This window comes from Herbaspirillum sp. Her3 (assembly GCF_057961275.1).
In genome coordinates this window covers 1,576,160-1,600,207 of record NZ_CM176328.1, presented here as the reverse complement: position 1 = coordinate 1,600,207, position 24,048 = coordinate 1,576,160, and the positions used below count along the sequence as shown (strand labels likewise).

Below are 24,048 nucleotides of genomic sequence, written 5' to 3'. Positions count from 1 at the left end.
GGGCGCCCGCGTGTGACGGGACTACTTCATCACTGATGGAGCACGTGTTCCAGCGCAATGCTGGCCATGCCATGCTGCAAGACCTGGCGCAAGCCCGGTGCGGTGGTGTCGCTGTCCAGGCCTTCCTTGAGCAGCGCCAGCAGACGCTCGGCGCTCTCCGCGTCATCGAGCCAGAATTCCTCGATCAGATTGACGCTGGCGGGGCTGCCCGGCGGATTCATCACCCAGTTGCGGACATGGCGCGAGATATACGGTGCCCGATGGTCCGCCACCACGCGGGCAACCACTTCAGCGAACTGCTCGGCACGCGGCCCGTCCTCCGCCGCGGGTTCCGGAGCCGCAGGCAGGACGAAGAACAGCTTGTGGCGCGCAGTGCGCCGCTGGTCACAAAACACCAGCTCCTCCTGCACCATGAATTTGCAGACGGTGGACTGGTCCACGAAGTTTTCTTCATCCGGGCGAAGCTTTTTCTGGTAGAAGGGCTGGGCCAGGCCGGCCATCGCCTCGGCGGGAGAGGTGGCCCAGACCTGCGTCACGAAGTCGCGGTCCAGTGCCCAGGGAGACTCCGCTGGAGTGCCCGGAGCATGGGTGGAGTCGATAAAATGGTTCTGTGCATAGCGCTTCGGCGCCTCGGCGGGATGCGTGGCAATGAACTCCAGTACCAGCGGGGCATGGATGTTGAGCATGTGGAGCTGCATGGCGCGGCGGGTGATGCCGGCTCGGCGTCGGCCGATGATCATCAACTTGATCATGAGTGTCTCTTCTCTTTTCTCGTCTGGTGACGCTGTTTCATAGGGGAGGATGGCACCCCTGGTGCTGACTCGGCACCACTGTAAGGTCTTCTTTGCTGCAGAACAAATGGATTGCGCTGATGTGAGCTATCCACCCGCGTGATGGCTCTGGCCGTGGCAGCACCGTCGCCGTTTCAGGCATGAGGCGAGCTCTCCTCGGGTAAGAACGCACTCTTTCGCTGCACAACCGCCGGATTTACACCGCTTCGCCTTTATCACAAGAGCTTCGCGGATTTATGCCCGCTCGCCCTGCTCTGCCGTGCCTTCTATCCGGTTCTTGTTCTTCGGCTCGCAGCTTCGCTCCATACTTCCTCCCCACACTCGGTCACCCTCATGCAGTTGCGCTTCACTTCGTTCGTCGCGATCAACTTACGGCGGGACTTGCACCCGCAAGACTTCATCCGGCATCGCGAGGGTACAGGAGATGAAGCTTGATGCTTACTTCACCACGCTCAGCAGGGTACGCTTCCCTGCGGTGTCCAGTCTGGATCAGCAGTGCGTCATCGAAATAGTCGCGCATGCGAGCCAGCGCATTGCCCATGTCGGACTGGCTCAGGTGAGTCTTCTCGGCGGAGCGGCTGATGTTGAAGTCGGTCAGTAGTGCATTGAGGGCGACCAGCAGATTGAGGTCGAGCTTGTTGAAGCGCACGGATAAGTCTCCGTGGTCGGGGGGAGGGCCGACCTTCTTGTCAGAATCCAGGATCGCTGGGCGCGGTTGAGGTATTTATGCTGCTCATATCATGAATCAAGATAATCCATTTGATCAATATCAAACGCAACCTTAATCTTCGCTCATCCGCTGCACGGCCTCGCAGACAAGCACAAGAAAAGGCTGGCACGGCAAGCCGGTGGCGCTTTACGCGCCGCTGTTTGGCCTGGCCCCGACAAGACGCCGAGATGGCAAGACAACAAGCCAGGCAGGGTAGGAGACAAGGAGACAGAAGTGAAGAGAGGATATGTACCAGCCCGTCGGCTGGCGGGTTGTGCCGTCATGACCGTTCTGGGTGTTGCCGGCATGCAATCAGCGCTAGCCTTTGAAGGTGGTATTTCGCCGTTCCCCACCGGATCTTCCAGCGAGTACATCGCTGCGTTGCCGCCGATCCCGGGGCTGTTCGCGGTGGAGCAATTCAACTACAACTCCTCCAGCGGTCTGTACGACAACAAGGGCAACAAGCTGCCCGTTCCTTTCAAGTCGGATGCCTATTCGGCGACGACGCGCTTGCTGGCTTCCTATGGCGTGGAAGTGCTTGGCGCCAAATTGTATTCACAGCTGGTGCTGCCCATGGTGTCCTTGCATACCGAGGTGGCCGGCCACGGCGAAAACCACAATGGCCTCTCCAACGTCACCTTCGGTCCTATCATGGTGCGCTGGGACGTCGGGCCAAACGCCGTCATCACCGGCGGACTCGACATCGCCCTGAAGACGGGATCCTACAATCCGGCCCGCGCCAGCGTGGCGGTGGGCTACACCTCATGGCAGCCGGTGCTGGCCGCGCGCTACAACAATCCGGAGGGTCTGGATCTGGGTGTCGGCACCCGCCTGCTCATCAACGAAAAGAACAGCGACACCAATTACCGCTCCGGCACGGCCTTCGTGGCCGACTTCATCGGTGGCTGGAACATGGGCAAGTGGAAGGTGGGTGCGACCGGTTCCTACATGAACCAGTTCACCGACGACAGCCAGAACGGCAACACCATCACCGGCAACCGTGCGCGTACCTTCGCCATCGGACCGCACATCGCCTACAACGGCGGCACCTACAACATCAACATGAACTACCAGCGCGGCCTGTATGCCGCCAATACGGCCAAGAGCGATGCCATCTGGATCAACTTCTCGATGCCGCTGTGGCTGGGCGGGGGCGAGCCGCACTGAAGCAGCAGCAACGCGGTATCCCCGAGCATTACTCATCACCAAAGGAGTTACACCATGTTCCGTTACTTCCCGACGAACTATGTCTGGAATCTTTCCGTCGATCACGGTTTTCAATCTGCGCGCCACAAGGAGACAAGATGATCACGACCTATTCCAAGCGCGCCCTGGCTGCGCTGATGCTGGCGCACTGCGCCGGCATGATCGACATGGTGGCGCTACCTGTATGGGTCGGTGTACTGGTGGCCCACTACCGCTTCAATCCCCAGCAGGCCGGATTGCTGGTGTCGCTGTTCCTGGGCGGCGCGGTGCTGGCCAGCGCCATGGTGGCACCGCGCTTCGATCCGCGCACCTCACGCCTGCGAGCCACGCTGGGCTTCAGTATCTCGGCGATCCTATTCGTGCTGGCCGCGCAGACCCATGGCCTGCTGCTGCTGGCGTTGCTGCATGCCGGCTGCGGCATGACCACGGGACTTTCGCTGAGCGTCACGCACGGCACCATCGCCCGTGGCGTCAATCCGCATCGTGGCTTCGCTCTGGTGGGTATTGCACTGGGCGTGTTCGCCATCGTCTTTCTGGGCGGCTCCCCGGTCATCATTGCCGCCCAGGGTGGGCAGGCCTTGTTCTATATTTTCGGCGCCGTCATGGCCTTAGGCGCACTGGCTTGCGCGCTAGCATTTCCTCTTCCCGAGACCGACGGCATCCTGCCCCGCAGCGGTCCGCGTGAGCCCATGCCGCGCGTGGTGTGGTTCGGCATCGGCGGCATTGCCTGCATGGGGCTGGTGCAATCGATGATCTTCAGTTTCCTGGAACGCGTCGGCATGGATCGCGGTTTCGGTCACGAAGCGTTGACGGGTGTGCTCATCGCACTGGGCTTCGTCAATCTGCTGCCGGCACCGCTGGCTGCTCTGCTGGAGAAACGCCTGTTGGCCCGTAGTGTGCTGATGGTCGGCCCACTGGCACAGGCCATGGTGGCGGCCGTGATGATGTCGTCGACGCGCTTTGCGCCCTATGCCGTGGCAGCCTCGGTGTTTGCCGCCGTGATGGTCTTCACCCACACATTCGGATTCGGTTTGATGGCCCGGCTGGACCGTAGCGGCCGCGCGCTGGCCGCCACCCCTGCCATGCTGATGACTGGTGCAGCCATCGGCCCCATCCTCGGCGGCACGCTGGTGCAGGGCTGGGGCTATGTGTCGCTGGGCTCGGTGGCGATCGCGCTGGGGCTGACGGCATCGTTCTGTTTTTCCCGGCTGCCGCGTGGCGCTGTTGTTCAATCCCAGGAGGCCTTGGCATGACCGCACCCTTGCAGGCACGTCATCGTCATCGTTTCGTCGACTTGTCCATCTATCTTGAAAATGACGTGCTCTCCGATCCGTCGCCGCTGGCGCCCAAGATCACTTACCAGAAACATGCCGACACCCAGCCCGAGGATTATCCCGACGGCGAGGCCGCAGCCGCCGAATGGTGACCATACACAATGGCACGCACATGGATGCGCCCTGGCATTTCCACTCCATCCAGGACGCCAAGAACGGAGGTGGGCGTCCCTCCATCACCATCGATGAAGTGCCTCTGGAATGGTGCGTCCAGGCCGGCGTGAAGCTGGACTTCCGGCACTTCCCCATGGCTACGTCGCCACGGCGGTGGATGTGGAAGCCGAACTCAAACGCATCGGCCACGTCCTGCAGCCCCTCGATATCGTGGTGGTCAACACCCGTTCCGGTTCGCGCTATGGTCAACCATTGACCCATTTACGATCACTACGATGCGGCCTGTTTCTTCCAATGAACGACGCCTGCTGCGGCCCAGAAACAGAACGACCATCGGCATCTCGAATGGTACGTTCAAGATGATCTTGAACGTAGTCGTGCAAGAGTTTATTAGTCGCCAGTTTCGAAGGCTTATTCCTCCTGGCAACCAGTTTCGCCTTACACTGCGCAACCGAAGCTCGATACCCAAGTTGGCCGCCGCGAGATGCAGCGTTACGCATCAGTTCTCGGCAAACCGTTGATGCGCTGCGCCCGATAAGAAGAGCAATGTCGCGTATCGTGGCTTAACGAAGAATGGAAGTCGTGCTTTCACCGCTTTGCCTTGTCCGATATTTACCTGGCCCGTCATCGGCTGATGGAGCAGGTGCGCCGATAAAGGGCATTGGAGAACGAAAGTGCCCTCAAAGCAGCCCGTAAGGGCAGCAAATAGTAGAAATCTCGCCGCATTGAAATGCGCTGTGCTCTACGTCTCGCACCATCAGGGCAATCGAATACTAATTCAGCGAAGCCGTAACACTACTCATCCGCCCGCCAAATAAATACATCAATGATCGGCAAGGTCGATAGCGCAAAGATGAAACTGCTCACGCAGCCATCGATGCGCAGGATCAGTGTCCAGATGTTTTGGCCACGACATGGCTTCGACCAAAGGAGGCATGTCGAACGGCAGTTCCACCAGGCGCAAGGGAAGATCGCGGGCGAAATATTTCGCCATTCTCTTGTGCAGGGTTGCCACACGTTGAGTCCCCACGATCAGTAACGGCAATGTACTGAAATTGTCTACGCTACACTCTATGCGTCGCTGTTGACCATAGCGCGGCAAAAACCATTCCTCGAATGAAACGCTGCGCTCATCGCCAAAGCGAACGACCGCATGCCCCTGATCCATATACTGCTGCAAGGACAGGCTGTCCTTGATGGACGTGTGACCGGACCATACAACACACACATGATCATCTTCAAACAATGGCGATGACGGATGCGGCAGTCCTTCCACGTATTGGAGCGGCAGGACCAGCAGATCGACGCTTCCCCGCTCGAATGACTGCAGCACATCCTTCGGTGGCTGGCGAATATCGATGGCAATGTACGGGGCCAGGCTCGCAAGCCGCCGTATGACAGCGCCCAACAAGACCGTCGTTCCATAGTCCGACGCGCACACGACAAAGCGGCGCTCGGCGGTAGCCGGATCGAACTCCGCTTGCTGGGTCAGCACGGAGCGCACATGCAACAAGGCCTCATGGACAGGCTTGACCAGACTCTGCGCCAGGGGCGTCAGTACCATGCTACGGCCCACCGGTATCAACAGCTCGTCACCGAAATGCTCGCGCAAACGGCTCAATGCCGCACTGGCCCCTGACTGGCTGATGTGCAGCCGCTGGCTGGCACGCGTGACATTGCATTCATTGAGCAGGACATCCAACGCAACAAGAAGATTGAGATCGAATTTGTCGAAGCGCATGCGGCGGAACCCGGTTTGTTTGCTGGTATTGGCTGGTATTACGGGGATTGATGGAGGTCATCAACCGAAACTGTTTCTGACAGTGGAGTGTCATTTTTATTATATCGACTATTCAATCACAAAAATGGAGACACTCCGATGGCAATCTCCGTGACGCCCATCCCCCCTGATACCAGCGCACTCTGGATCGACGGCACGCGCCGACCCGCCGCAAATGGCGCCACCTTTGAACGCTGCAATCCGATTGACGGCAGCCTGGCGACCACCGCCGCAGCCGCCAGCACGGCTGACGCCATCGCCGCAGCGGACTGTGCCGCCCGGGCGTTTCCCGGCTGGTCCCGCATGGGTCCGCAGGAGCGCCGTGCTCTGCTCAGCCGCGCAGCCGTTGCGCTGGACAAGCGTGCGCATGAGATTGCCTCGGCGATGGCACGCGAGACCGGCGCCTCGGCATCATGGGCACAATTCAATGTCCACCTGGGCGCAAACATGCTGTTGGAGGCGGCTGCGCTGACCACCCAGATCAACGGCCAAGTGATTCCTTCCGATGTCCCTGGCAGCATTTCAATGGCTGTCCGGGCGCCCGCAGGAGTGGTTCTGGGAATCGCGCCGTGGAATGCTCCGATCATTCTGGGCGTAAGAGCCCTGGCCGCGCCGCTTGCCTGCGGAAATACGGTGGTCCTTAAGGGATCCGAAACCTGCCCTGCCACGCAGGAGTTGATCGTCGCGGCACTCCAGGAAGCAGGTCTGCCGCCGGGCGTGCTAAATTACGTCACGCATGCGCCGGCGGATGCGGCCGCAGTGGTGAGTGCCTTGATCGCACATCCTGCCGTGCGCAGAGTGAACTTTACCGGGTCAACCCATGTGGGCCGCGAGATCGCCATGCAATGCGCCCGGCATCTGAAACCGGCGGTACTGGAGCTGGGTGGCAAGGCGCCCTTCGTCGTCCTGGACGATGCCGATCTGTCGGCAGCAGTGGATGCGGCTGCATTTGGCGCATTTGCAAACTCGGGACAGATCTGCATGTCAACCGAACGCTTCGTGGTAGACCAACACGTCGCGGACGAATTCGTGGAGCGGCTTGCCCGCAAGGCAAACAGCTTGAGCGTAGGAGATCCGCGTCACCAGACGCTGCCCCCTCCGATGCTCGGTGCGGTTGCAGGACGCGCCACGGTGGAGCGTTGCAACGCGCTCATCGAAGACGCCCTCTCCAAAGGGGCCACACTGGTCTGCGGAGGTCCGTCGGCGGACCTGGTGATGCGGCCGACACTGCTGGACCACGTGAGGCCCGACATGCGTATCTACAGCGAGGAAAGCTTCGGCCCCGTCAAGCCGATCATCCGTGTTGAAGGCGTCGAAGCAGCCATCGATTGCGCCAACGATAACGACTTCGGACTGTCCGCCGCAGTCTTCGGGAAGGATATCGCGCGTGCCTGGAGCGTCGCGCAACGCATCGAGTCCGGGATATGCCATATCAATGGCCCCACCGTCCACGATGAACCGCAGATGCCCTTCGGTGGGGTGAAAGCGTCCGGATATGGACGTTTTGGTGGTCAGGCGGGTATCGACGTCTTCACCGAACTGCGCTGGATCACGCTCCAGACGCAGGACCGGCACTATCCCTTCTGATTTCGCGCAAGCGCTTCTATTCATTCATCATCACCAGGACAACCATGAGCACCCAAAGTATTCGCTTCCCTGATCTGCTGGTCTACCAGGGCTACTCGGCACCCTCGCGCATCGAGGGCGATGTGCACGACCTTGAAGTCATCGGTCAGATACCGCGCGAGCTTGACGGCGCGTTCTATCGCAACAGCGCCGATCCGTGCTATCCGCCCCTGCTGGGTACGGATATCTTCCTCAATGGCGATGGCATGGTCCATATGGTTCGCTTCGAGGATGGCCATGCCGATCTGAAAAGCCGCTATGTACGCACCACCAAGTTCCAGTTGGAACGCAAGGCCAGGCGCGCGCTGTTTGGCGCTTATCGCAATCCTTTCACCGACCTGCCGGAAGTGGAGGGCAAAGACAACAACACCGCCAATACTTCCGTGTTGTGGCATCACGGCAAGCTTTACGCATTGAAGGAGTCCGGACTGCCTTACGAACTCGATCCGGTAACGCTTGATACCTTGGGCGAGCGCAATCTGGGCGGGGTCCTGAGGAAGACCTTTACGGCACACCCGAAGCTGGACCCGGAGACCGGCGAGTGCATCGCCTTTGCCTACAACGCAGATGGCCAGCCAAGCCAGGAGATCCATCTCTATGTCATGTCGCCCACCAGCGAGATCACCCGCCAGGAGACCTTCCTCGCACCCTATAGCTCGATGGTGCATGACTTCCTGGTGTCCCGCCATTACATCGCCTTCGTGATCTGCCCGATGGTCTGCGACTGGGAGCGCGTCAAGCGCGGAGAATCCTACTGGCACTGGGACAACACCAAGCAGACGCACATCGCAGTCATCCCGCGTGACAAGGGTGTAGGTGCCATCCGCTGGTACACCAGTCCGAAACTGGCCATGCAGACGCATACCTTCAATGCCTGGGAGGAACAGACTGCGGCAGGCGTGACCCTGCACCTGGATCAGTTCGTCACAGAGTCCGGCTGGCTGAGCCAGTTCCCGGATATCCACGACCCCAACGCCAAGGAGAAGCCGCCCTTCGGTGAGCGCTGGTCCTTTGATCTTGACAGTCCCAGCGAGTCCTTCCGCATTCATCGTTTCATCGAACACATCGGTGAAATGCCTGCGATTGATCCTCGCTACGCGATGAAGCGAGCCCGGCAATTCTGGTTTGGCAGCAACAATCCTGCACTGGGTCCGATGCTGCCCTGGGGGCCGAAGGGCCCGCCGTTCACCTGCCTGGGCCACTTCGACGAGGCAAGAAACAAGCTGGACTTCTGGTATGCCGGACCGGATTCCTCCCCGGAAGAGCCGCATTTCGTTCCGCGCAGCCCGGATGCTGCCGAGGGAGACGGTTGGCTGCTGTCCATGGTGGGACGCCGCAGCGAGAACCGCACTGACCTGGTGATCCTGGATGCCATGCGCCTGTCGGATGGGCCCGTGGCCATCGTCAGGTTTCCTTACCGGGTGCATGAAGGGTTTCACGGTATCTGGGTAAGTGCTGCTGAACTGGCCAGGAGGAAATGACAATGCGCCCTAGCGTGGCCTGACTGTATCTTTGTACGAGCCTAGTGATGAGGCTTGGCAAAGGTAGAATCCTGCGATTGAACATTGAAGAGCAGGCCAACGAGCTCGTCTGGAACAGCCATGTGCATCGCTGGCCGGCAGTCCGGTATCGGGCACCACGAACACGCCGACCGGATCGTCCTCGACTGGCTCGGCGACGGCTGCCTGTTTGGCCTCGTCGAACAAGCGGTCCTTGAGCTTCCCGCTGCTGGGGGGAAGCGCTTGAGCTACGCGATAAAAAACAACTCCTCGAGTTGTTCGACGCGTCGGGCCAACTGATGGTTGCTCGCTTCCAACTGGCGGATAACGGCATTTACGCGTTTCGGTGATGGTGGCCGGCTGGCCTGCCCAGGTTTCCTGGAACAAGCTAATTTTGCATAGCTCCGATTGAATTCATGCACCTTCAGAAGGTTGCCACGCGGTCATCCTGTCTTTGGGAGACACGTCCTCGGTCATTAAACCTCGTCCTCACGAAAAGCATCAAAAAATGGAGTCGGCGCATCGTCGCGCCGGAACACGTTAGTTACAGGTTCGAAAAGCGAGGGAGCAAATCTTGATCTGCAAGGCGAATCTCAATCGCGTTTGCAACCTTGATGTGCTCCTTGTTTTTTACAGAGAATGTTTCGTTCGGAACGCTAACGATGATCGTTCCTTTTTGTTTTTTTTCACCATCCCAAACTTGAATTAGTTCTGGTGCCTCCGGCACTTGCGCGGGCGTGAGAATTTCAGAAAGGTAAAGCATCCAACCGACGCCCGGACGCTCTTCAAAGACCTTATGTCTCGTTGCATATGGGGCCGGGTGAACCTCTATGTACGACGCCGGGAAAATTTCTAGAAGACCATTAATAATGGATATGACATTATTCTTTTCTTCGAGCGAATGGATTTCTTTTCCTCGTATTTTTAAGTTCGAGTTTGATGGAGATGCGCTAGTGACCAGTGTGTGCAGAATTACTGCGCCGCCTATATCGTCCTTGCCATTCCAAACGCCTACTGATCGAAAGTCGTTCGATGGGTCAGATTTCTCTTCTTCCTGAAAAATAGAAATAGCGGCCTGGGAAGGCCCATTTTTATCGAATGCGTAATTTTTTCGGGCGTTGTCGGGAGTATCCGCCGGAGGGCACCAATCTTCGAGCGGAACTCCAGCAGTATCTAGCAAAATTGCTGCTTGCCAGAGCAGTTTCAGATGTTCTGGGACACTCGGTAGGGTGCTGATGCCAGATCGGTAGGAGAATTGAATATTCATGAAATTAGGGCATAAAAACTACGGTTATCGACAGTCCCACTTCACGGAAACGATTCTTCATATGGTTATAAACGAATTCTTCCATGAAGTACCAATTGAGTCTTGCAGGAGCCGATGCTTTGGTAACAGCATCTTGTTTTCTAGCTTGGGTTATCAGTTTTTCGTAACCCGTAAATGAAAAGAAGAATTTGGGCTCATCCAGTTCCTGGTCAAAAAATTGGGCATATCTGGCTTTGGCCTCCTGCAAGAGGCATTCAGAAGAGCGGAATCCGTCAAAATCCACACCGGAAAATGCCCATTCAGTATAGGGCGCAAAGCCGGTCACACGCGCCTGATACTTCCGAGAGATATCGGACATATTCCATCGCCGCGACACTACAGCACCGCCGTTAGGTGGACATTCCTTACATTTTTCGCTCTGCTTTGCTACGTCAACTTGAGCAAGCGGCTTGCTTTGCGCTTCTTCAGCCCTCTTGGAATTTGTATAGACCGCAGCGGCGCCACCGGCTACGGCGGCAGTGCCAGCTAGTCCCAGCCACGCTGCTACCTCAGCAGAGATGGCCGGCACGAACGGGATGGCGAGAAAACCCATGCTTATTCCTCTTCTTGTTCTGAAGTGCGAGCAAAGTAGCGCAGCACATCTCTCATATCGCTCAGCCGCTGCTCAGGCGTGGCTCCGGGCTTGCTCAGGTATTGTTGCGTCTCCGGCCGTTGGAATATTCCGGGCAGATCGGCGGACATGTACATCATGTAGATGAGCGAAGGCGTCTGTGTAAAGCCCAGGTTCAGTCCATTGTCATAAGCGGCGCGCATCCTTCCGATGATCTCGGCGCGGCCTGGGCGCGCCAGAAGATCTGGCCGGTCCGCCAGGAATTCATCGGCAACCGCGGCCACGAAATTGTCGGTATCGCGCGCCTGTATCTTCTGGAATTGTTCTTCAGTGATTCTGAGCATGACGCCTTCCAATGCGCACACGACGGCCATCCATGAAAAACAGCCATTCGGTAATCCCATCAAACAGATAGCTTCGCTGCGCCTCATCAAAATCCCGCGCGGCATTGGCCAGCGCTCGCGGGTCCCATAAACGCAGTAGGGCCTGTCGACCATCTGGCAGCACCACCCGCACGCGGGCCTGCAGCGTGGTCGCCATTTCACCCAGATCCATTGAACTGATGAGCCATGACACTGCGGGAGACCTTGCCTCCAGTCGTGTCACATCGTCGTGCAGATCGGCGGGGGCGTTTTCGGCATCCAGTAGCCACGGTCCTGATGGAGCGAGGTGCGCATCGACCGTACCGAGGAAGAGTCCGCGCACGTGCAGATCTTCCTCCAGGGTCTTTTCATAATGAGCCTGGTAGTGAAAGCCATCCACCAGGGCATATAGCTTGAGTTGTGGCATGGTGCTGCGCAGTTGCGCAAGCCGCTGTTGAATGTCGGCAGGCATCAGTCGCGCACGATCATGGTTGCGCCGGACTTTGCGGCATTCATCAGGCAACTGAGGCAGATGCCTGAATCGGCTGGGGGCAGTGTATTGGTCAGGGTGCTGGGGGCAGTGGAAGCGTTGGCGGCCGTACCTGCATCCTGCTCCATGGAGTGGGTAGTGACTGCCTGTGTGGCCATCAGGACCGCACCACATGCGGTGCGGTCTCCCTCGCGAGCAGGTGCCTTGCCGTTAGTGATCATGTCTTCGGCACCGGTGGTAATCGGGAAGGTCCCTTTGCAGCGCGGGCAGAAGGTTAGATCGCCGATGCCTGCCACGGCCTTGCCATGGATCAGAAAGGTCTGATCGCCGCTGATGACCGTGCCGCCATGGCTGGTCTTGTCTCCAATGGTGATGAATGGACGACTCATGATTTCCTCGCCAGGTTAGACATGGCGCACAAGTGCTGCGCTGTTGTGCTGGCTTTGACGAGGGGCAACAGAATTTGTTCCCAGCGCACGGGAAAGGCGCCGTGAGGGCTCCAATGCGTTTTCGGAGGCTGGTCGGAAGGGAAGATAGGCTGGAGAAGTTGCATCAAAAACAACTATTTTATCTTTTCCCACCCGGCGCGCGCGGTTGCCCCCACCCCGCGCCTGCCCGTTACATAGGTTGGATTTGACTCAAAAGTGCGTCAGACGCCAAGCCCGCCCAGCTTGGCCTGGAATTCCAGGAGACGGCCTTGGAACGTGACGCATTTTGATGCACTCAGAAGTACTTGATCTGATAGCGATAGAGAACGCGCTTATCTCTTTAACGCGCTCAAAGGCGCTCTCGCATAGCCTTTGCGACGATGGCGGAAATAAAATTTTTATATCTTTTATGGCGTTTCTCGAGATTTATCGAATAATTTTCTTGACCAAGATTATGCATAATGCATAATGCATATGTGGTCGTTACGAAAGAATTGGAGGCAATGTTGGATGAATTCAAAACGAAGAAAGAAGTCGCCCTAAGTCGCCTGAAGTATGCAATCCAATCGGGGCAGCTAAAACCCGGGGATCGCTTAAGGCAAAACGATCTGGCCAAAGAATTGGGGCTTAGCAGCACACCTATCCGCGAGGCGCTGCAAGAACTTCAGTCACTCGGCCTCGTCGTCTATGAGTCGCATCGGGGAATGCATGTAGCAGCGCTGGAGGTCGATCGGATCAAACGGGTGTATGCGGCCCGCCAAATCATCGAAAGAGAGACTGCTCGCCTGGCGTTCCCGAATATTACCGGGGGGCTGATCGATCAGCTCGATTCGCACATCCAGCAGATGGAGGTGTGCCAGTCATCTTTGGACTATGAGGGCCTATCCAAGGCGGACATGGCATTCCATATGACGATGCTTGAGTCAAGCGAGAATGAATTTCTCGTCAAGGCAGCAACAGATCTTTGGAATAGTTTTCCCAAGTATTTGATTTGGGGCTTGGACGGACGCCTGGAATCCTCCATGCGCGAACATCGTGCCATGGTCAGCGCCCTAAAGGCCGGGGACAAGGCGCAGTTTGTCCGCGAAATTGCTCACCACATCGAACATTCAGGAAAAGTTCTCGTCGCCTACGTCGACGAGCAATCTAAATCAACCGGGAGTGACAGCAAGTGAAAGAAAATATCAAGGCAATTCGCGTCGACATGAGAAGTGACAACATATCGACGCCCCCAGCAAACATGATTGATGCAATGGCCCGTGCCTGGCAAAAGCCCAGAGGCTATGGAATGCGTGAAGATCCGGATCAGCGCGAGCTGGAAGAGCTTTCGGCCGAGATGCTGGGCATGGAAGATGCCTTGTTCTTCCCCACCTGCACCATGGCCAATCAAGTCGCCCTGATGCTGCGCTGCTCTCCCGGCGTACAGGTACTGGCAGACAACGCCACCCACCTGCTCGGCTTCGAGGGGCCTGCTACTGCCGGCGTGGCAGGCGCAAACGTTGCCAGAGTGGATGGCCATCGCGGCCATCCGACACCAGAACAGGTCACCGCCTTGCTTGCCCGTCCGGTGCCTGAAACACATATGCCGATTCGCCTTATCTGGATCGAAAACACCCACAATACCGCCGGCGGCACGGTCATGCCTGCCGATGATTTCTCCAGCGTAGTCGAGATCGGGCGTCGCCACGGCGTTCCGGTCCACGTCGACGGCGCCCGACTCTGGAACGCCGCCGCATTCCATCAGAAGCCCGCATCTGAAGTCGTTCGAGGCGCCGATTCGGTGGCCTTCAGTCTCAACAAGGCTCTGGGAGCTCCGCTAGGGGCAATGCTGGTAGGACGACGCGAGTTCATTTCGGAGGCGCTCAGGTTTCGCAATATGCTGGGAGGAAGTTGGCGCCCAGCCGGCATCCTCGCGGCAACCGGCGTCGTTGCATTGAAAGAACGCGCTGGACGCATCGGTGAAGACCACCAGCGCGCGGCACGTCTGGCCGATGCGCTACTGAGCCTGAATTGGATAGAGATCGACAGAACGACGGTTCAGACCAACATCATCGTTGCGCGGCCAGTCGGGTTCAACGGGTCGCGCGATCAACTCATTTCCGCCTTGCGCGAAAAAGGAATACTGGTGACGCCGCACTTGACCAGCGGCATTCGATTGGTCACCCATGCTGACATTGACGATGCCGCGATTGATGCAGCCATCAACGCATTCATAAGCATAGGCCAAGCCTATGGCAGCGAGGCGGTTGAACGCAGGAACCAATAACTCCGGCTGCCGACAACGAAGTAGGAAACCCTTGATTTACCCACTGAATCAGAAGGAGTTACTTGATGTTCGCCCACGTTCGCTCAGCACTATCGGCCATGACGGCACTCTGCTTCATCGCCCTGCCTCTTTTGCCCGCCAAAGCCGCCGCCAGCAGCACCTTGGAAAAAATTAAATCTTCCGGGGAGTTCGTCATTGGATACAGAGAAACTTCTGTGCCTTTTTCCTACCTTGGCCCCGATCAGAAGCCGATCGGATTATCCATACAGCTTTGTTCGGACGTTGCCGACAGCGTAAAGACGGCATTGAACATGCCAGCCCTCAAAGTCCGCTATCTGGCAGTCAATGGATCGAATCGAATCCCTCTGTTGGACAATGGAACGATCGATATTGAATGCGGCAGCACCACCAATACCAACGAACGCCGCCAGCAAATGGATTTCTCGGTGCCCATCTTTGTCACGACGCCACGCTGGCTGGTACTGGCTTCGTCACCGGTCAAGGATGTCAAAGACCTCAAAGGAAAAACCGTCGTCATCACCCAAGGATCGGCTGACTTTCCGATTGCCACCAAGGTGATCGCCGACGAGGCTCTCGCCTCCCCCATCGTTCGACCGAAAGATCATGCCGAGTCAATTTTGATGCTGCGAACCCAGCGTGCCGCAGCCTGGTTCGACGATGACATCGTACTGGCGGGATTGATTGCGCTTTCCCCGGACCCCAAAGCCTACCGATTCCTTCCTGCGACGTATGACGCCGCTTACTACGGGCTGATGTTCAGAAAGGGGGATCAAGCTTTCAAAGTCATCGTCAATGGTGTCTTGAAAAAGCAGATGGCATCCGGCCAGTTTGAAACGCTTTACAAGAAATGGTTTGAAATGCCGATTCCGCCGAATGGGCAAATCTTGATGCTCCCGATGAGCCCTGCCATGAAGAAAAGCGTGCAGTCGCCTGATGATGTTGTGATTCCCTGAAGACTCTGGAGGAGAGCCGCACCGGCCAGTGATGGTGCGCGCCTCCCCTTGAGTTCCTCTGCGCCTACCTTGCACTTCTCGATCTTCAACAAGAAAGTCCCGCTATGTCGAGTGTTCTGCTACAAAATGGCTACGATGGCGCACCCTATTACAGTTATCTGCTATCGGGATTAGGCTGGACGGTTCTGCTTGCCATCCTGGGCTGGATCATCGCCATCAGTGTTGGTGTTTTCATCGGATGCGGACGCACCTCTAAGAACCGCTTCTTCGCCGTCGCCAGTACGCTGTACGTCGGGATATTCAGAAATATTCCTGTGCTGGTTCAAATGTTCCTCTGGTACTTCGTATTACCGGAAATTCTCCCTCCCGCGATTGGACAATGGATCAAGGAAATTCCTCCCCCTTGGTCTGCATTTGTCCCAGCGCTCATCTGCTTGGGGCTGTATACCGCTTCTCGTATCGCAGAGCAGGTCAGAGCCGGCATTGAAGCCTTGCCGAAAGGTCAGAGAGAGGCCGCAGTAGCACTGAACCTGAAGCCTTTCCATATTTATTCGCAAGTCATTCTGCCTCAAGCGGTGCGGCTGATTCTGCCAAGCCTGACGAGCGAAGCAATGGCCATCTACAAAAACACCTCCGTGGCGCTGACCATTGGCGTTCTGGAACTGACCGCGCAGGCCCGCCAGATCAGCGAGCAGACCTTCCATACCTTCACTGCGTTTGGCGCGGCCACGATCATTTATCTGGTCATGGCATTGTTGGTCTATGTCACCATGAACCAGCTGGACAGGAAAATGAGAATTCCCCTGCAAGCGACTACCCACACGCCGACACCTCAAGCTCAACCTATCCTTGGGCAGGAGACCTCCGCATGAACAATCTCGATTTCTCCGTCGCCCTCACGGCGTTCCCCTATCTGGCCGACGGGCTCCGGTTCTCTCTCACCTTGACCGCCGTGGGATGTATAGCCGGGATCATCCTGGGCACCGCCCTGGCCCTGATCCAGCATTTCGACCTGCCCTTCCTGGCACGCGCTGCACGCACCTATATCGCAGTGATTCGTTCGATTCCGCTGATCCTGGTACTGTTCTGGTTCTTCTTTCTGGTCCCGAGCATTCTCAGTTATTTTTCTCCGTCGGGACAATCGGTTCCGCTGGGCCCCTACTTCACGGCGTACCTGACGTTCAGCCTTTTTGAAGCGGCCTACTATTCCGAAATCATTCGCGCCGGACTTCGCACCGTCAACAAGGGGCAGTTTGAAGCCTGCGATGCCTTAGGATTATCGCCGTTTGATGCCTATGCCAGCGTCGTACTGCCACAGGTATTTCGGGCTGCCGCTCCGATCATCTTGAATCAGACCATCATCCTGTTCCAGGACACATCCTTGGTTTATGTCCTGTCTCTCAATGATCTAGTCGGGGTCGCCTCAAAAGTCGCCCAATTGAATGGACGAATGGTGGAGATGTATCTGGTGGTCGCTGTTGTCTATCTGACGATATGCGTCATCGCTTCCCAGTTCGTCTCTCTCCTCAAAAAAAGAACTTCGCCGAGATCGGTTTAACGGCAATAGAAACCAGGAACATCACAATGTCTATGTCAACACCGCAACCCTCCTCCCTTACCGACAGCGTCCTTGCCATCAAGGATCTGACGCTGGCCTACGGCGCATTTACAGCGTTGAAAGGGGTCAGTCTTCAAGTATCAAAGGGCGAGCGCATTGTTATCTGCGGCCCCTCTGGATCAGGCAAGTCCACCTTCATCAGATGCATCAATGGATTGGAGCGATTTAAATCCGGCAGCATCATTGTGGATGGAAAAAGTCTGTCCAATCAATCGCCGAATATCTCAGCAGTCAGAAGCGAAGTAGGCATGGTGTTCCAGAGCTTCAACTTGTTCCCGCATATTTCCGTGCTGGAAAATTGTATGCTGGCGCCCATCAAAGTCAGAAAGATTTCTCGGACCGAAGCACGGGAACGCGCCATGGAATACCTCAGGCAGGTCAGGATCGACAATCAGGCAAACAAGTTTCCGGGCGAACTCTCTGGCGGCCAGCAACAACGGGTCGCCATTGCGCGCGCCCTCTGCATGGAGCCCAGCATCATGCTGTTTGACGAACCCACCTCCGCTCTCGACCCCGAGATGGTCAACGAGGTGCTGGATGTAATGATCGGTCTTGCCCGAGGGGGGATGACAATGCTTTGCGTTACGCATGAGATGGGCTTTGCCAGGGAGGTCGCCGACCGAATTGTCTTTATGGATCAAGGGACTATCATCGAAGAAGGTACTGCCGCTGACTTCTTCAAGGGTGCCAAGACGGAGAGAGCCAGAGCATTCCTGCGCAAAATCAATCACTAGATGGCTGCACCGCGATTCTTCGCGGTCGCCTATGATTGAACGATGAGCACCACGCGGCACAAGACTTCTGCGATTTCAAGGCTGCGCTTTTTTAGGAGTAGTGATGGCCGTTAGTGTATTTGACCTTTTCAAGATTGGCATTGGCCCGTCGAGTTCGCATACGGTCGGGCCGATGCGTGCTGCGCTGATGTTCGTCAAGGGACTGGAACGCGATGACCTGCTGGATACCACAGCATCGGTCAAATGCGAATTGTACGGTTCACTCGGCGCAACAGGAAAAGGCCACGGCACGGATCGTGGCGTCATGCTCGGTTTGATGGGCGAAGCCCCCGATACCGTCGAGGCAGGCAAGATCGCCACGCGCCTGGAAACAGTCAAAAGTACGCAGCGACTTTCCCTGCTCGGCCACCATGAGATCACGTTCACGCAGAAAGATCACATTGTGTTCTTGCGGCAGGCACTGAGCGAACATCCGAACGGCATGAAACTCCATGCATTCGATGCAACAAGAAAACTCGTGCGAGAAACCACCTATCTGTCGGTAGGCGGCGGCTTCGTGGTGACCTCCGGCGCACCCAATGTGAAGGTGCTGACCGCTATCACAGAGTTGCCTTATCCCTTCCATTCTGGTGACGAGCTGCTTGGACTGTGCTCGAAAACGGATAAATCGATTGCGGAATTGATGTGGGAAAACGAGCGAACCTGGCGCAGCGCTGAAGCGATTCGGGATGGCTTGCTGCGCATATGGCAAGTGATGCAATCATGCGTGCAACGGGGGTGCGGCATCGATAATCCCGACGCAGATGGCACCTTGCCCGGGCCTTTTCAGGTTCGGCGGCGTGCCCCGGTGTTGTATCGTGAGCTGGTGAGCAAGCCAGAACAGGCGTTACGCGATCCTCTCTCCATGATCGACTGGATCAATCTTTACGCGATCGCTGTGAATGAAGAAAATGCGGTCGGCGGGCGAGTGGTCACCGCACCGACCAATGGCGCTGCCGGCATCATTCCCGCCGTGCTGCATTACTATGCACGATTCTTGCCAGGATCCAACGAACAAGGCGTAATCGACTTTCTGCTGACCTCCGCAGCCATCGGGATCCTGTACAAACTAAATGCATCTATATCCGGCGCCGAAGTTGGCTGCCAGGGCGAAGTCGGTGTCGCCTGTTCCATGGCTGCTGCGGGCTTGGCAGCTGCGATGGGTGGAACAGTCAAGCAGGTCGAGAACGCTGCAGAAATCGGGATGGAGCATAATCTGGGCCTGACCTGCGATCCGGTAGGCGGGATGGTGCAGATTCCGTGCATCGAGCGCAATGCAATGGGGGCAATGAAGGCCGTCAATGCCGCGCGCATGGCGCTTCGCGGTGACGGAAGCCATTATGTCTCACTCGATTCCGTCATCAAGACGATGATGCAGACGGGGGCGGATATGAAAACGAAATACAAGGAGACATCGCGGGGAGGACTGGCGGTTAACATAATCGAGTGTTGAGAACTGGTTTGAGCCGCACTACATATAACGTATTTATTTCTATTAATTTCATCGCAAACTTACAGTCAGCGAAGCAACTTCTCAATTTGGCTTGATGCGTTATTTTTGAAGAGCGAATATTGCCCAAGATTTTGAGAAAATCGTGGTTTCTTTTTGGGGGAATTTTGCCCAAACTAGGTGCGAAACTAGTGCCCCGGGTCTGATGAGGTTTTTCTGCTCGCTGCAAACCTGCACTTTTTACTCATAATCCGTGGGCACGAGCATCGCCCCCTGATCCCGATATTTATGGGTTATTCAACGACCGCAGGCCCAAAGAAATCAAGTACTTACCGGCGCCTACTAACGGTTTGAATAACCCAGCCGTCCCACCCTAACATACTGATTTATATATACTTCTCGCCACCAGCGCGTATATTCGTAATCAGATGCTCCGAAGCAAAAACGCCCGCGATACGCGGGCATTTTCCTTGGGCAGGCGAGGTCCGCTTCTGGCCGGAAGCAACTCATACCGATACATATCGGCCGCCCGTATCAACCAGAAGTCAACGCTGCCTTCAGTACATCCTCAAAAACGCTGTGTTGCACATTGAAAGCCCGTGGACTGTAGTCCTGATAATATCCCGCAGTCACTACTACCACGAGATCGAGCTCGGGAACGATGCGGATGGATTGGCCACCCCGTCCCAATGCACCGATCCAGTCGATCATTCGGGGCCGTACGCTCGCACGGCCAATCCACCAAAGATAGCCATAACGCAGGTCGTCCGTCGTCACGATCTGGGGCGAGGTCGATGCATCGATCCACTCTTTAGAAACAATTTGTCGGTCGTTCCAGCGCCCCCCGTCGAGGACGAGCTGCCCGATCCGCGCCATGTCAATCGGGCGCAGATACAGCCCGCCACCGGCGTCGGTATCGAGCCCGATTCGGCTCCAAGTCGCGTTAGAGATTCCAAGCGGCAAAAAGAGCTTGGCGCGTGCGAACTCGTCCAACGGTTGCCCAGTCGCCCTATGCAGAATCGCCGAGACCAGGGCAAGTGCTCCCGTGCTGTAAAGAAATTTCTGCCCCGGCTTGGCAACGGACGGACGATTGAGCACGTAGCGACAGACGTCCCCCGAAAGATACATGCGCGTTTCATCGTTGGCCGCCCCAGTGGCTGGCGTCGCCTCGATCCATTCGAGTCCCATCGTCATGTTGAGTGCATGGCGCAGGTGTAGTTCCTCTCGCTCGGGCGTGCGCATATCCGCCAACTCGGGAAAGAAATCCAGTATCGGTGTATCAATGCTGTGAATCAGCCCCTCGTCGATCGCTATTCCCAACACCAGCGAAACAACGCTCTTCGACACAGATTTAACGGAGTGAAGCGTGCGCGCGTCGAAACTCACCCTGGCATCGCGTGTACCCCAAAAACTGAGCGGCACCTGGTCCGTCCCAAGGAAGTACTCTTCGAACACCAAATTCCGGCGATGAACGACAAGGACTGAATGGATATTTGCCCCTGACGTCCTCAGACGATCCACCATCAAACGCAGAGCCGCTCTGTCGATGGAAGGATCCGTGCTAGCAGGCACTACGGACCAGTCATCATCGCGCAGTGGCCGGGTAGCACAACCGGACAGGCCTGCAGCAGCTCCGATAAGAGAGCCAAGTCCCGTGGCCCCAAGAATCGAGATAAAGTTGCGTCGCTTCATGACCACCTCCCCTCTTTTAATCCATCTTTTGGCCAGATGCCTTCTGTTGGCCGATAGCGGACGTGGCAAACTGTATCAGGATCGGCGATGACAGTCGCATTCAACAACGAAAAATCCGCTCCGCAATTCCAAATCGAGGCACGTCCTTATTGGCCTTGCGGACCGTTGATTTTCTGAATTGCGGAGCAAAAATTTCCCTAACCTATTGATTTTTATAATTTTCCTCACAGATTCGTAATCAGTAGGTCGACGGTTCGATTCCGCCCATCAGCACCAATGAAATCAAGCACTTAGGCCAACTCTTCGGGGTTGGCCTTTTTGCTTTCAGCTACCATGTAGGCGGTGCGTAGGTTTTCCCAAACTCCTGTCGCGCCAAGTGCCCCAGAACCATAGCGAATATCCCCGTATTCGCCGCCATCGATAGCGAGCATCAAATTACATAAAATCTCACGGCGTGATATGCTGGACTCATTGGCTAGAAAAACGAAATATTCCCTCTAAGAATCGGTCAAGTCGTCCCGACAAACCCTCTAGACCGAGGAATATCATGCCCACCTACAAAACTGCCGACAGCTCCGGCGAATTTACTTTTGAACTGGACTATTCAAAGGACAATATCGGTTTTGAGATGCGGGGGATGCGCATCCATAAAGACGGTCAGACACTCTTTGCGAAAGAGAACGTGACGGGCTTCTACCGCAACGAAGGATTGCTGCAGGCTCACGGAATTTACGCGTGCGAAGAGGTGGCTCAACACCTTCGCAAGAGAGAGCGGTAAGCCCCCGTTTTGCTCCATCGCATGCGCCTCGCGTGCGCGCGTACTGGTCTCGTAATTGTGCCAAACCAGCAAACCCCTGATAGGCTATGAACCTATAAACCTTTCTGGCGCGAGGGCGCTAGGAATGCTGACGGGGGAGCACATGAATAAAAATATGGCTATTGGCCTGTTGCTGGCTGTCATCGTCTATCTGCTGCTTTACAGGGATGACCCGAATAGCAAACCAATTTATGGCGATACGGGGCTGCCGCGAAACTGCCGGGCGTATGTTCAGATAGTGATCAACGATTACCGGGCGCGCAAATACACGGCAGACGAGTCATTCAACGGTTTGGAGCGCAATTGCGGATTGTATGGCTACAGCTGGGGGCTAAGATGAGTCACCGCCAAATCGATACAAAAGTCGGAAGTAAAGTGCAGGAGCGGGGCAGTTGCAACGCAACGCTGATCAGGTGCATGGTTTTTGTCGTCTGCGCGTTAGCGGGAGGCAGCGCAGCCGCTCAGCAGCTAAGAAAAGTTGACGATGTTAGCTCAGTGGCCCAAATAGGGCGCGACGTGGATGGCTTCACATCGTGCGGAATCCGAACTGTAGGACTTGCTGTAGGTGACACGGAAAGTTCTGCTTTCGATTTCTCCATAGTTTTCCGTGCGGACGTGGTGGGCGCGCTAGGGAAATTTGGAGGCGGCACGTTCAAAAACACGGAGTTGATAAAAAAACGTCAGATCCCAGATTTTAAGCCGCCTGCTCCAGATACTGGGCGTGTCCGATTTTTTGTGTAAACGGGATTTCGTTTAATTCATAGAGATACGTTCACCGAACTGGATAGTAAACCGAGTCAGTGCAGCTTTCCAATCTCGGATGGGCAGCGTCCACTTTTTACTGATGTTGCGCAGGGCCAGGAAGAAGAGTTTAATCAGCGCCTCATCGCTGGGGAACGAGCCCCGGTTCTTAGTCAGCTTGCGCAAACTCATGTTGACCGACTCGATGGCATTGGTCGTATAGATGACCTTTCGAATCTCTGGTGGGAAGTCGAAGAACGGAATCAGACGGGGCCAGTTGCGCCGCCAGGATTGGCCGATAGGCAGATACTCTGCATCCCATTTCTCTTCGAATTCACCGAGTCGGAGTTCGGCTTCTTCGGCGGTTGCCGACTGGTAAATCAATCGTAGGTCAGCCGCCACCTCCGGACGTCGTTTCCATGAGACGTAATTCAAGCTGTGCCGGACCATGTGGACGATACACAGCTGCACCGTGGTCTTCGGGAACACAGCTTCGATGGCATCCGGGAAGCCCTTCAAGCCGTCAACGCAAGCGATGAAGATATCTTGCACGCCGCGATTACGCAGCTCAGTGACAACCTGCAGCCAGAACTTGGCGCCTTCCGTTTGCGCTAGCCACAGTCCCAACACCTCCTTCTCACCGTCCATGGTGATGCCGATGGCTAGGTAGACGGCTTTTACTCGCACCGTTCCTTCACGCACTTTGACATGGATACAGTCGAGATAAACGATGGGATAAATTGGATTCAATGGCCTAGCTTGCCAGGCTTTGACTTCATCGACAACGGCGTCAGTGACCGATGAAATCAGGCTGGGTGACACCTCGGTTCCATACATCTCTTCCAGGTGCGCCTGAATCTCTCTTACTGTCATGCCACGGGCATACAGCGAAATAATCTTGTCGTCGAAGCCGGCCCAGCGCGTCTGATGCTTGGTTACCAGCTTCGGTTCGAAGCTGCCATGACGGTCTCGAGGAACTTCAATTGGCAACTCGCCGAATTCGCCCTTTAGCGTCTTGCGACTCTTGCCGTTTCGGGTGTTGCCCGACTCATTGGCTACGCTCCCGTGCTTCTCATGGCCCAGGTGCTCGCTCAGCTCGGCTTCCAGGGCTCGTTCCACCACCAGCTTGGTGAGATGCTTCAACAGGCCTTCTTCACCTATTAAATCTTCGGGATTCTTGTAATTGGCTAGCAATCCAGCCAGTAATTCTTCGGGTACGTCGTGTTTCTTTTTACTCATTGTGGCTCCGGACAAGGCGACAGTTTCCTGCCAATAGTCCGTTTACACAAAATTATGTACAGGCCCCCACCCCGAACACTTCCAGTACCTCGCCATCACCGAAGCGAATCAGGCGTAAATCCCGGTTCTCGGGATACAGGCAGCTCGTGGACGCCGCTGACCAGGCGCAGGCGCTTGACGACCAATTCGCCACTGACGGTCGCTACACGATGTGCGCACCGCTCACAGACCGTAGTCAGCTCAGCAATTCAATCTCCGCAGA

The 24,048-nt window shown here is 56.3% G+C and carries 22 protein-coding genes and 3 pseudogenes; 14 read left to right on the top strand and 11 right to left on the bottom strand.

The window, feature by feature from the left end:
* Nucleotides 1-29: 29 nt before the first annotated feature.
* On the bottom strand, nt 30-752 hold the full coding sequence (locus ACVC5H_RS07290) for an EthD domain-containing protein (RefSeq protein ID WP_489621684.1): 723 nt from the start codon (nt 750-752) through the stop codon (nt 30-32).
* Between the two features lie 496 nt (nt 753-1,248).
* A pseudogene (locus ACVC5H_RS07285) lies at nt 1,249-1,440 on the bottom strand (helix-turn-helix domain-containing protein); the annotation flags it as partial.
* A 366-nt stretch (nt 1,441-1,806) separates the two neighbouring features.
* Between ACVC5H_RS07285 and ACVC5H_RS07280 the strand changes: the two are divergent.
* The 3 genes and pseudogenes from ACVC5H_RS07280 to ACVC5H_RS07270 all read left to right on the top strand — a co-directional run.
* Nucleotides 1,807-2,667: a SphA family protein gene (locus tag ACVC5H_RS07280; RefSeq protein WP_489621683.1), complete on the top strand. Its 861-nt coding sequence runs from the start codon at nt 1,807-1,809 to the stop codon at nt 2,665-2,667.
* A 137-nt stretch (nt 2,668-2,804) separates the two neighbouring features.
* The gene (locus ACVC5H_RS07275) at nt 2,805-3,959 is read left to right on the top strand and encodes an MFS transporter (RefSeq protein WP_489621682.1); all 1,155 of its coding nucleotides are present in this window, start codon (nt 2,805-2,807) and stop codon (nt 3,957-3,959) included.
* Nucleotides 3,956-4,400 (top strand): annotated as a pseudogene (locus ACVC5H_RS07270) (cyclase family protein); the annotation flags it as partial. The gene ACVC5H_RS07275 and the pseudogene ACVC5H_RS07270, both read left to right, overlap by 4 nt.
* Before the next feature lie 2 nt (nt 4,401-4,402).
* Here ACVC5H_RS07270 and ACVC5H_RS07265 read toward each other — a convergent pair.
* Together ACVC5H_RS07265 and ACVC5H_RS07260 are read right to left on the bottom strand one after the other, a co-directional pair.
* Nucleotides 4,403-4,711, bottom strand: a pseudogene (locus ACVC5H_RS07265) (IS30 family transposase); the annotation flags it as partial.
* Between the two features lie 266 nt (nt 4,712-4,977).
* Nucleotides 4,978-5,895, bottom strand: a complete 918-nt coding sequence (locus ACVC5H_RS07260) for a LysR family transcriptional regulator (RefSeq protein WP_489621681.1) — start codon at nt 5,893-5,895, stop codon at nt 4,978-4,980.
* 138 nt (nt 5,896-6,033) lie between these two features.
* On the opposite strand from ACVC5H_RS07260, the gene ACVC5H_RS07255 reads away from it, so the two are divergent.
* Both ACVC5H_RS07255 and ACVC5H_RS07250 read left to right on the top strand, forming a co-directional pair.
* On the top strand, nt 6,034-7,521 hold the full coding sequence (locus ACVC5H_RS07255; RefSeq protein ID WP_489621680.1) for an aldehyde dehydrogenase: 1,488 nt from the start codon (nt 6,034-6,036) through the stop codon (nt 7,519-7,521).
* A 44-nt stretch (nt 7,522-7,565) separates the two neighbouring features.
* Nucleotides 7,566-9,041, top strand: a complete 1,476-nt coding sequence (locus ACVC5H_RS07250; RefSeq protein WP_489621679.1) for a carotenoid oxygenase family protein — start codon at nt 7,566-7,568, stop codon at nt 9,039-9,041.
* Nucleotides 9,042-9,603: 562 nt separating this feature from the next.
* On the opposite strand, the gene ACVC5H_RS07245 is transcribed toward ACVC5H_RS07250, so the two are convergent.
* Genes ACVC5H_RS07245 through ACVC5H_RS07225 form a run of 5 tightly spaced genes read right to left on the bottom strand, consistent with a single transcriptional unit; the run spans nt 9,604 to nt 12,177 of the window.
* Nucleotides 9,604-10,326 carry an immunity 52 family protein gene (locus ACVC5H_RS07245; RefSeq protein ID WP_489621678.1) on the bottom strand — a complete coding sequence of 241 codons (723 nt, stop codon included), beginning with the start codon at nt 10,324-10,326 and terminating at the stop codon, nt 9,604-9,606.
* A gap of 4 nt (nt 10,327-10,330) precedes the next feature.
* Entirely contained in the window at nt 10,331-10,918 is a 588-nt protein-coding gene (locus ACVC5H_RS07240) for a restriction endonuclease fold toxin 5 domain-containing protein (protein WP_489621677.1), read from the bottom strand.
* Nucleotides 10,919-10,920: 2 nt separating this feature from the next.
* On the bottom strand, nt 10,921-11,280 hold the full coding sequence (locus tag ACVC5H_RS07235) for a hypothetical protein (RefSeq protein ID WP_489621676.1): 360 nt from the start codon (nt 11,278-11,280) through the stop codon (nt 10,921-10,923).
* On the bottom strand, nt 11,264-11,770 hold the full coding sequence (locus ACVC5H_RS07230) for a DUF4123 domain-containing protein (RefSeq protein ID WP_489621675.1): 507 nt from the start codon (nt 11,768-11,770) through the stop codon (nt 11,264-11,266). Before ACVC5H_RS07230 ends, ACVC5H_RS07235 begins: the two co-directional genes overlap by 17 nt.
* Nucleotides 11,770-12,177 carry a PAAR domain-containing protein gene (locus tag ACVC5H_RS07225; RefSeq protein WP_489621674.1) on the bottom strand — a complete coding sequence of 136 codons (408 nt, stop codon included), beginning with the start codon at nt 12,175-12,177 and terminating at the stop codon, nt 11,770-11,772. The genes ACVC5H_RS07230 and ACVC5H_RS07225 overlap by 1 nt, the downstream gene beginning before the upstream one ends.
* 542 nt (nt 12,178-12,719) lie before the next feature.
* On the opposite strand from ACVC5H_RS07225, the gene ACVC5H_RS07220 reads away from it, so the two are divergent.
* The 7 genes from ACVC5H_RS07220 (at nt 12,720) to ACVC5H_RS07190 (ending at nt 19,300) form a co-directional block, all read left to right on the top strand.
* Complete coding sequence (locus tag ACVC5H_RS07220; RefSeq protein ID WP_489621673.1) at nt 12,720-13,391, top strand: GntR family transcriptional regulator; 672 nt, start codon at nt 12,720-12,722, stop codon at nt 13,389-13,391.
* Nucleotides 13,388-14,482 carry a threonine aldolase family protein gene (locus tag ACVC5H_RS07215; RefSeq protein ID WP_489621672.1) on the top strand — a complete coding sequence of 365 codons (1,095 nt, stop codon included), beginning with the start codon at nt 13,388-13,390 and terminating at the stop codon, nt 14,480-14,482. Before ACVC5H_RS07220 ends, ACVC5H_RS07215 begins: the two co-directional genes overlap by 4 nt.
* 65 nt (nt 14,483-14,547) lie before the next feature.
* Nucleotides 14,548-15,456: an amino acid ABC transporter substrate-binding protein gene (locus ACVC5H_RS07210; protein WP_489621671.1), complete on the top strand. Its 909-nt coding sequence runs from the start codon at nt 14,548-14,550 to the stop codon at nt 15,454-15,456.
* 104 nt (nt 15,457-15,560) lie between these two features.
* On the top strand, nt 15,561-16,328 hold the full coding sequence (locus tag ACVC5H_RS07205; RefSeq protein ID WP_489621670.1) for an amino acid ABC transporter permease: 768 nt from the start codon (nt 15,561-15,563) through the stop codon (nt 16,326-16,328).
* Nucleotides 16,325-17,014, top strand: coding sequence for an amino acid ABC transporter permease (locus tag ACVC5H_RS07200; protein ID WP_489621669.1), 690 nt, complete (start codon nt 16,325-16,327; stop codon nt 17,012-17,014). Before ACVC5H_RS07205 ends, ACVC5H_RS07200 begins: the two co-directional genes overlap by 4 nt.
* Before the next feature lie 26 nt (nt 17,015-17,040).
* On the top strand, nt 17,041-17,808 hold the full coding sequence (locus ACVC5H_RS07195; protein ID WP_489621668.1) for an amino acid ABC transporter ATP-binding protein: 768 nt from the start codon (nt 17,041-17,043) through the stop codon (nt 17,806-17,808).
* 103 nt (nt 17,809-17,911) lie between these two features.
* Nucleotides 17,912-19,300 carry an L-serine ammonia-lyase gene (locus ACVC5H_RS07190; protein ID WP_489621667.1) on the top strand — a complete coding sequence of 463 codons (1,389 nt, stop codon included), beginning with the start codon at nt 17,912-17,914 and terminating at the stop codon, nt 19,298-19,300.
* A 531-nt stretch (nt 19,301-19,831) separates the two neighbouring features.
* On the opposite strand, the gene ACVC5H_RS07185 is transcribed toward ACVC5H_RS07190, so the two are convergent.
* Nucleotides 19,832-20,989: a serine hydrolase domain-containing protein gene (locus tag ACVC5H_RS07185; RefSeq protein ID WP_489621666.1), complete on the bottom strand. Its 1,158-nt coding sequence runs from the start codon at nt 20,987-20,989 to the stop codon at nt 19,832-19,834.
* Nucleotides 20,990-21,536: 547 nt separating this feature from the next.
* Between ACVC5H_RS07185 and ACVC5H_RS07180 the strand changes: the two genes are divergently transcribed.
* Nucleotides 21,537-21,767, top strand: coding sequence for a hypothetical protein (locus ACVC5H_RS07180; RefSeq protein ID WP_489621665.1), 231 nt, complete (start codon nt 21,537-21,539; stop codon nt 21,765-21,767).
* A gap of 142 nt (nt 21,768-21,909) precedes the next feature.
* Nucleotides 21,910-22,146 (top strand): hypothetical protein, encoded by a 237-nt coding sequence (locus ACVC5H_RS07175; RefSeq protein WP_489621664.1) that lies wholly within the window; start codon nt 21,910-21,912, stop codon nt 22,144-22,146.
* 413 nt (nt 22,147-22,559) lie between these two features.
* Here the strand turns inward: ACVC5H_RS07175 and ACVC5H_RS07170 are convergent, their stop codons facing one another.
* Nucleotides 22,560-23,786 (bottom strand): IS256 family transposase, encoded by a 1,227-nt coding sequence (locus tag ACVC5H_RS07170; RefSeq protein ID WP_209585377.1) that lies wholly within the window; start codon nt 23,784-23,786, stop codon nt 22,560-22,562.
* Nucleotides 23,787-24,048: the final 262 nt, after the last annotated feature.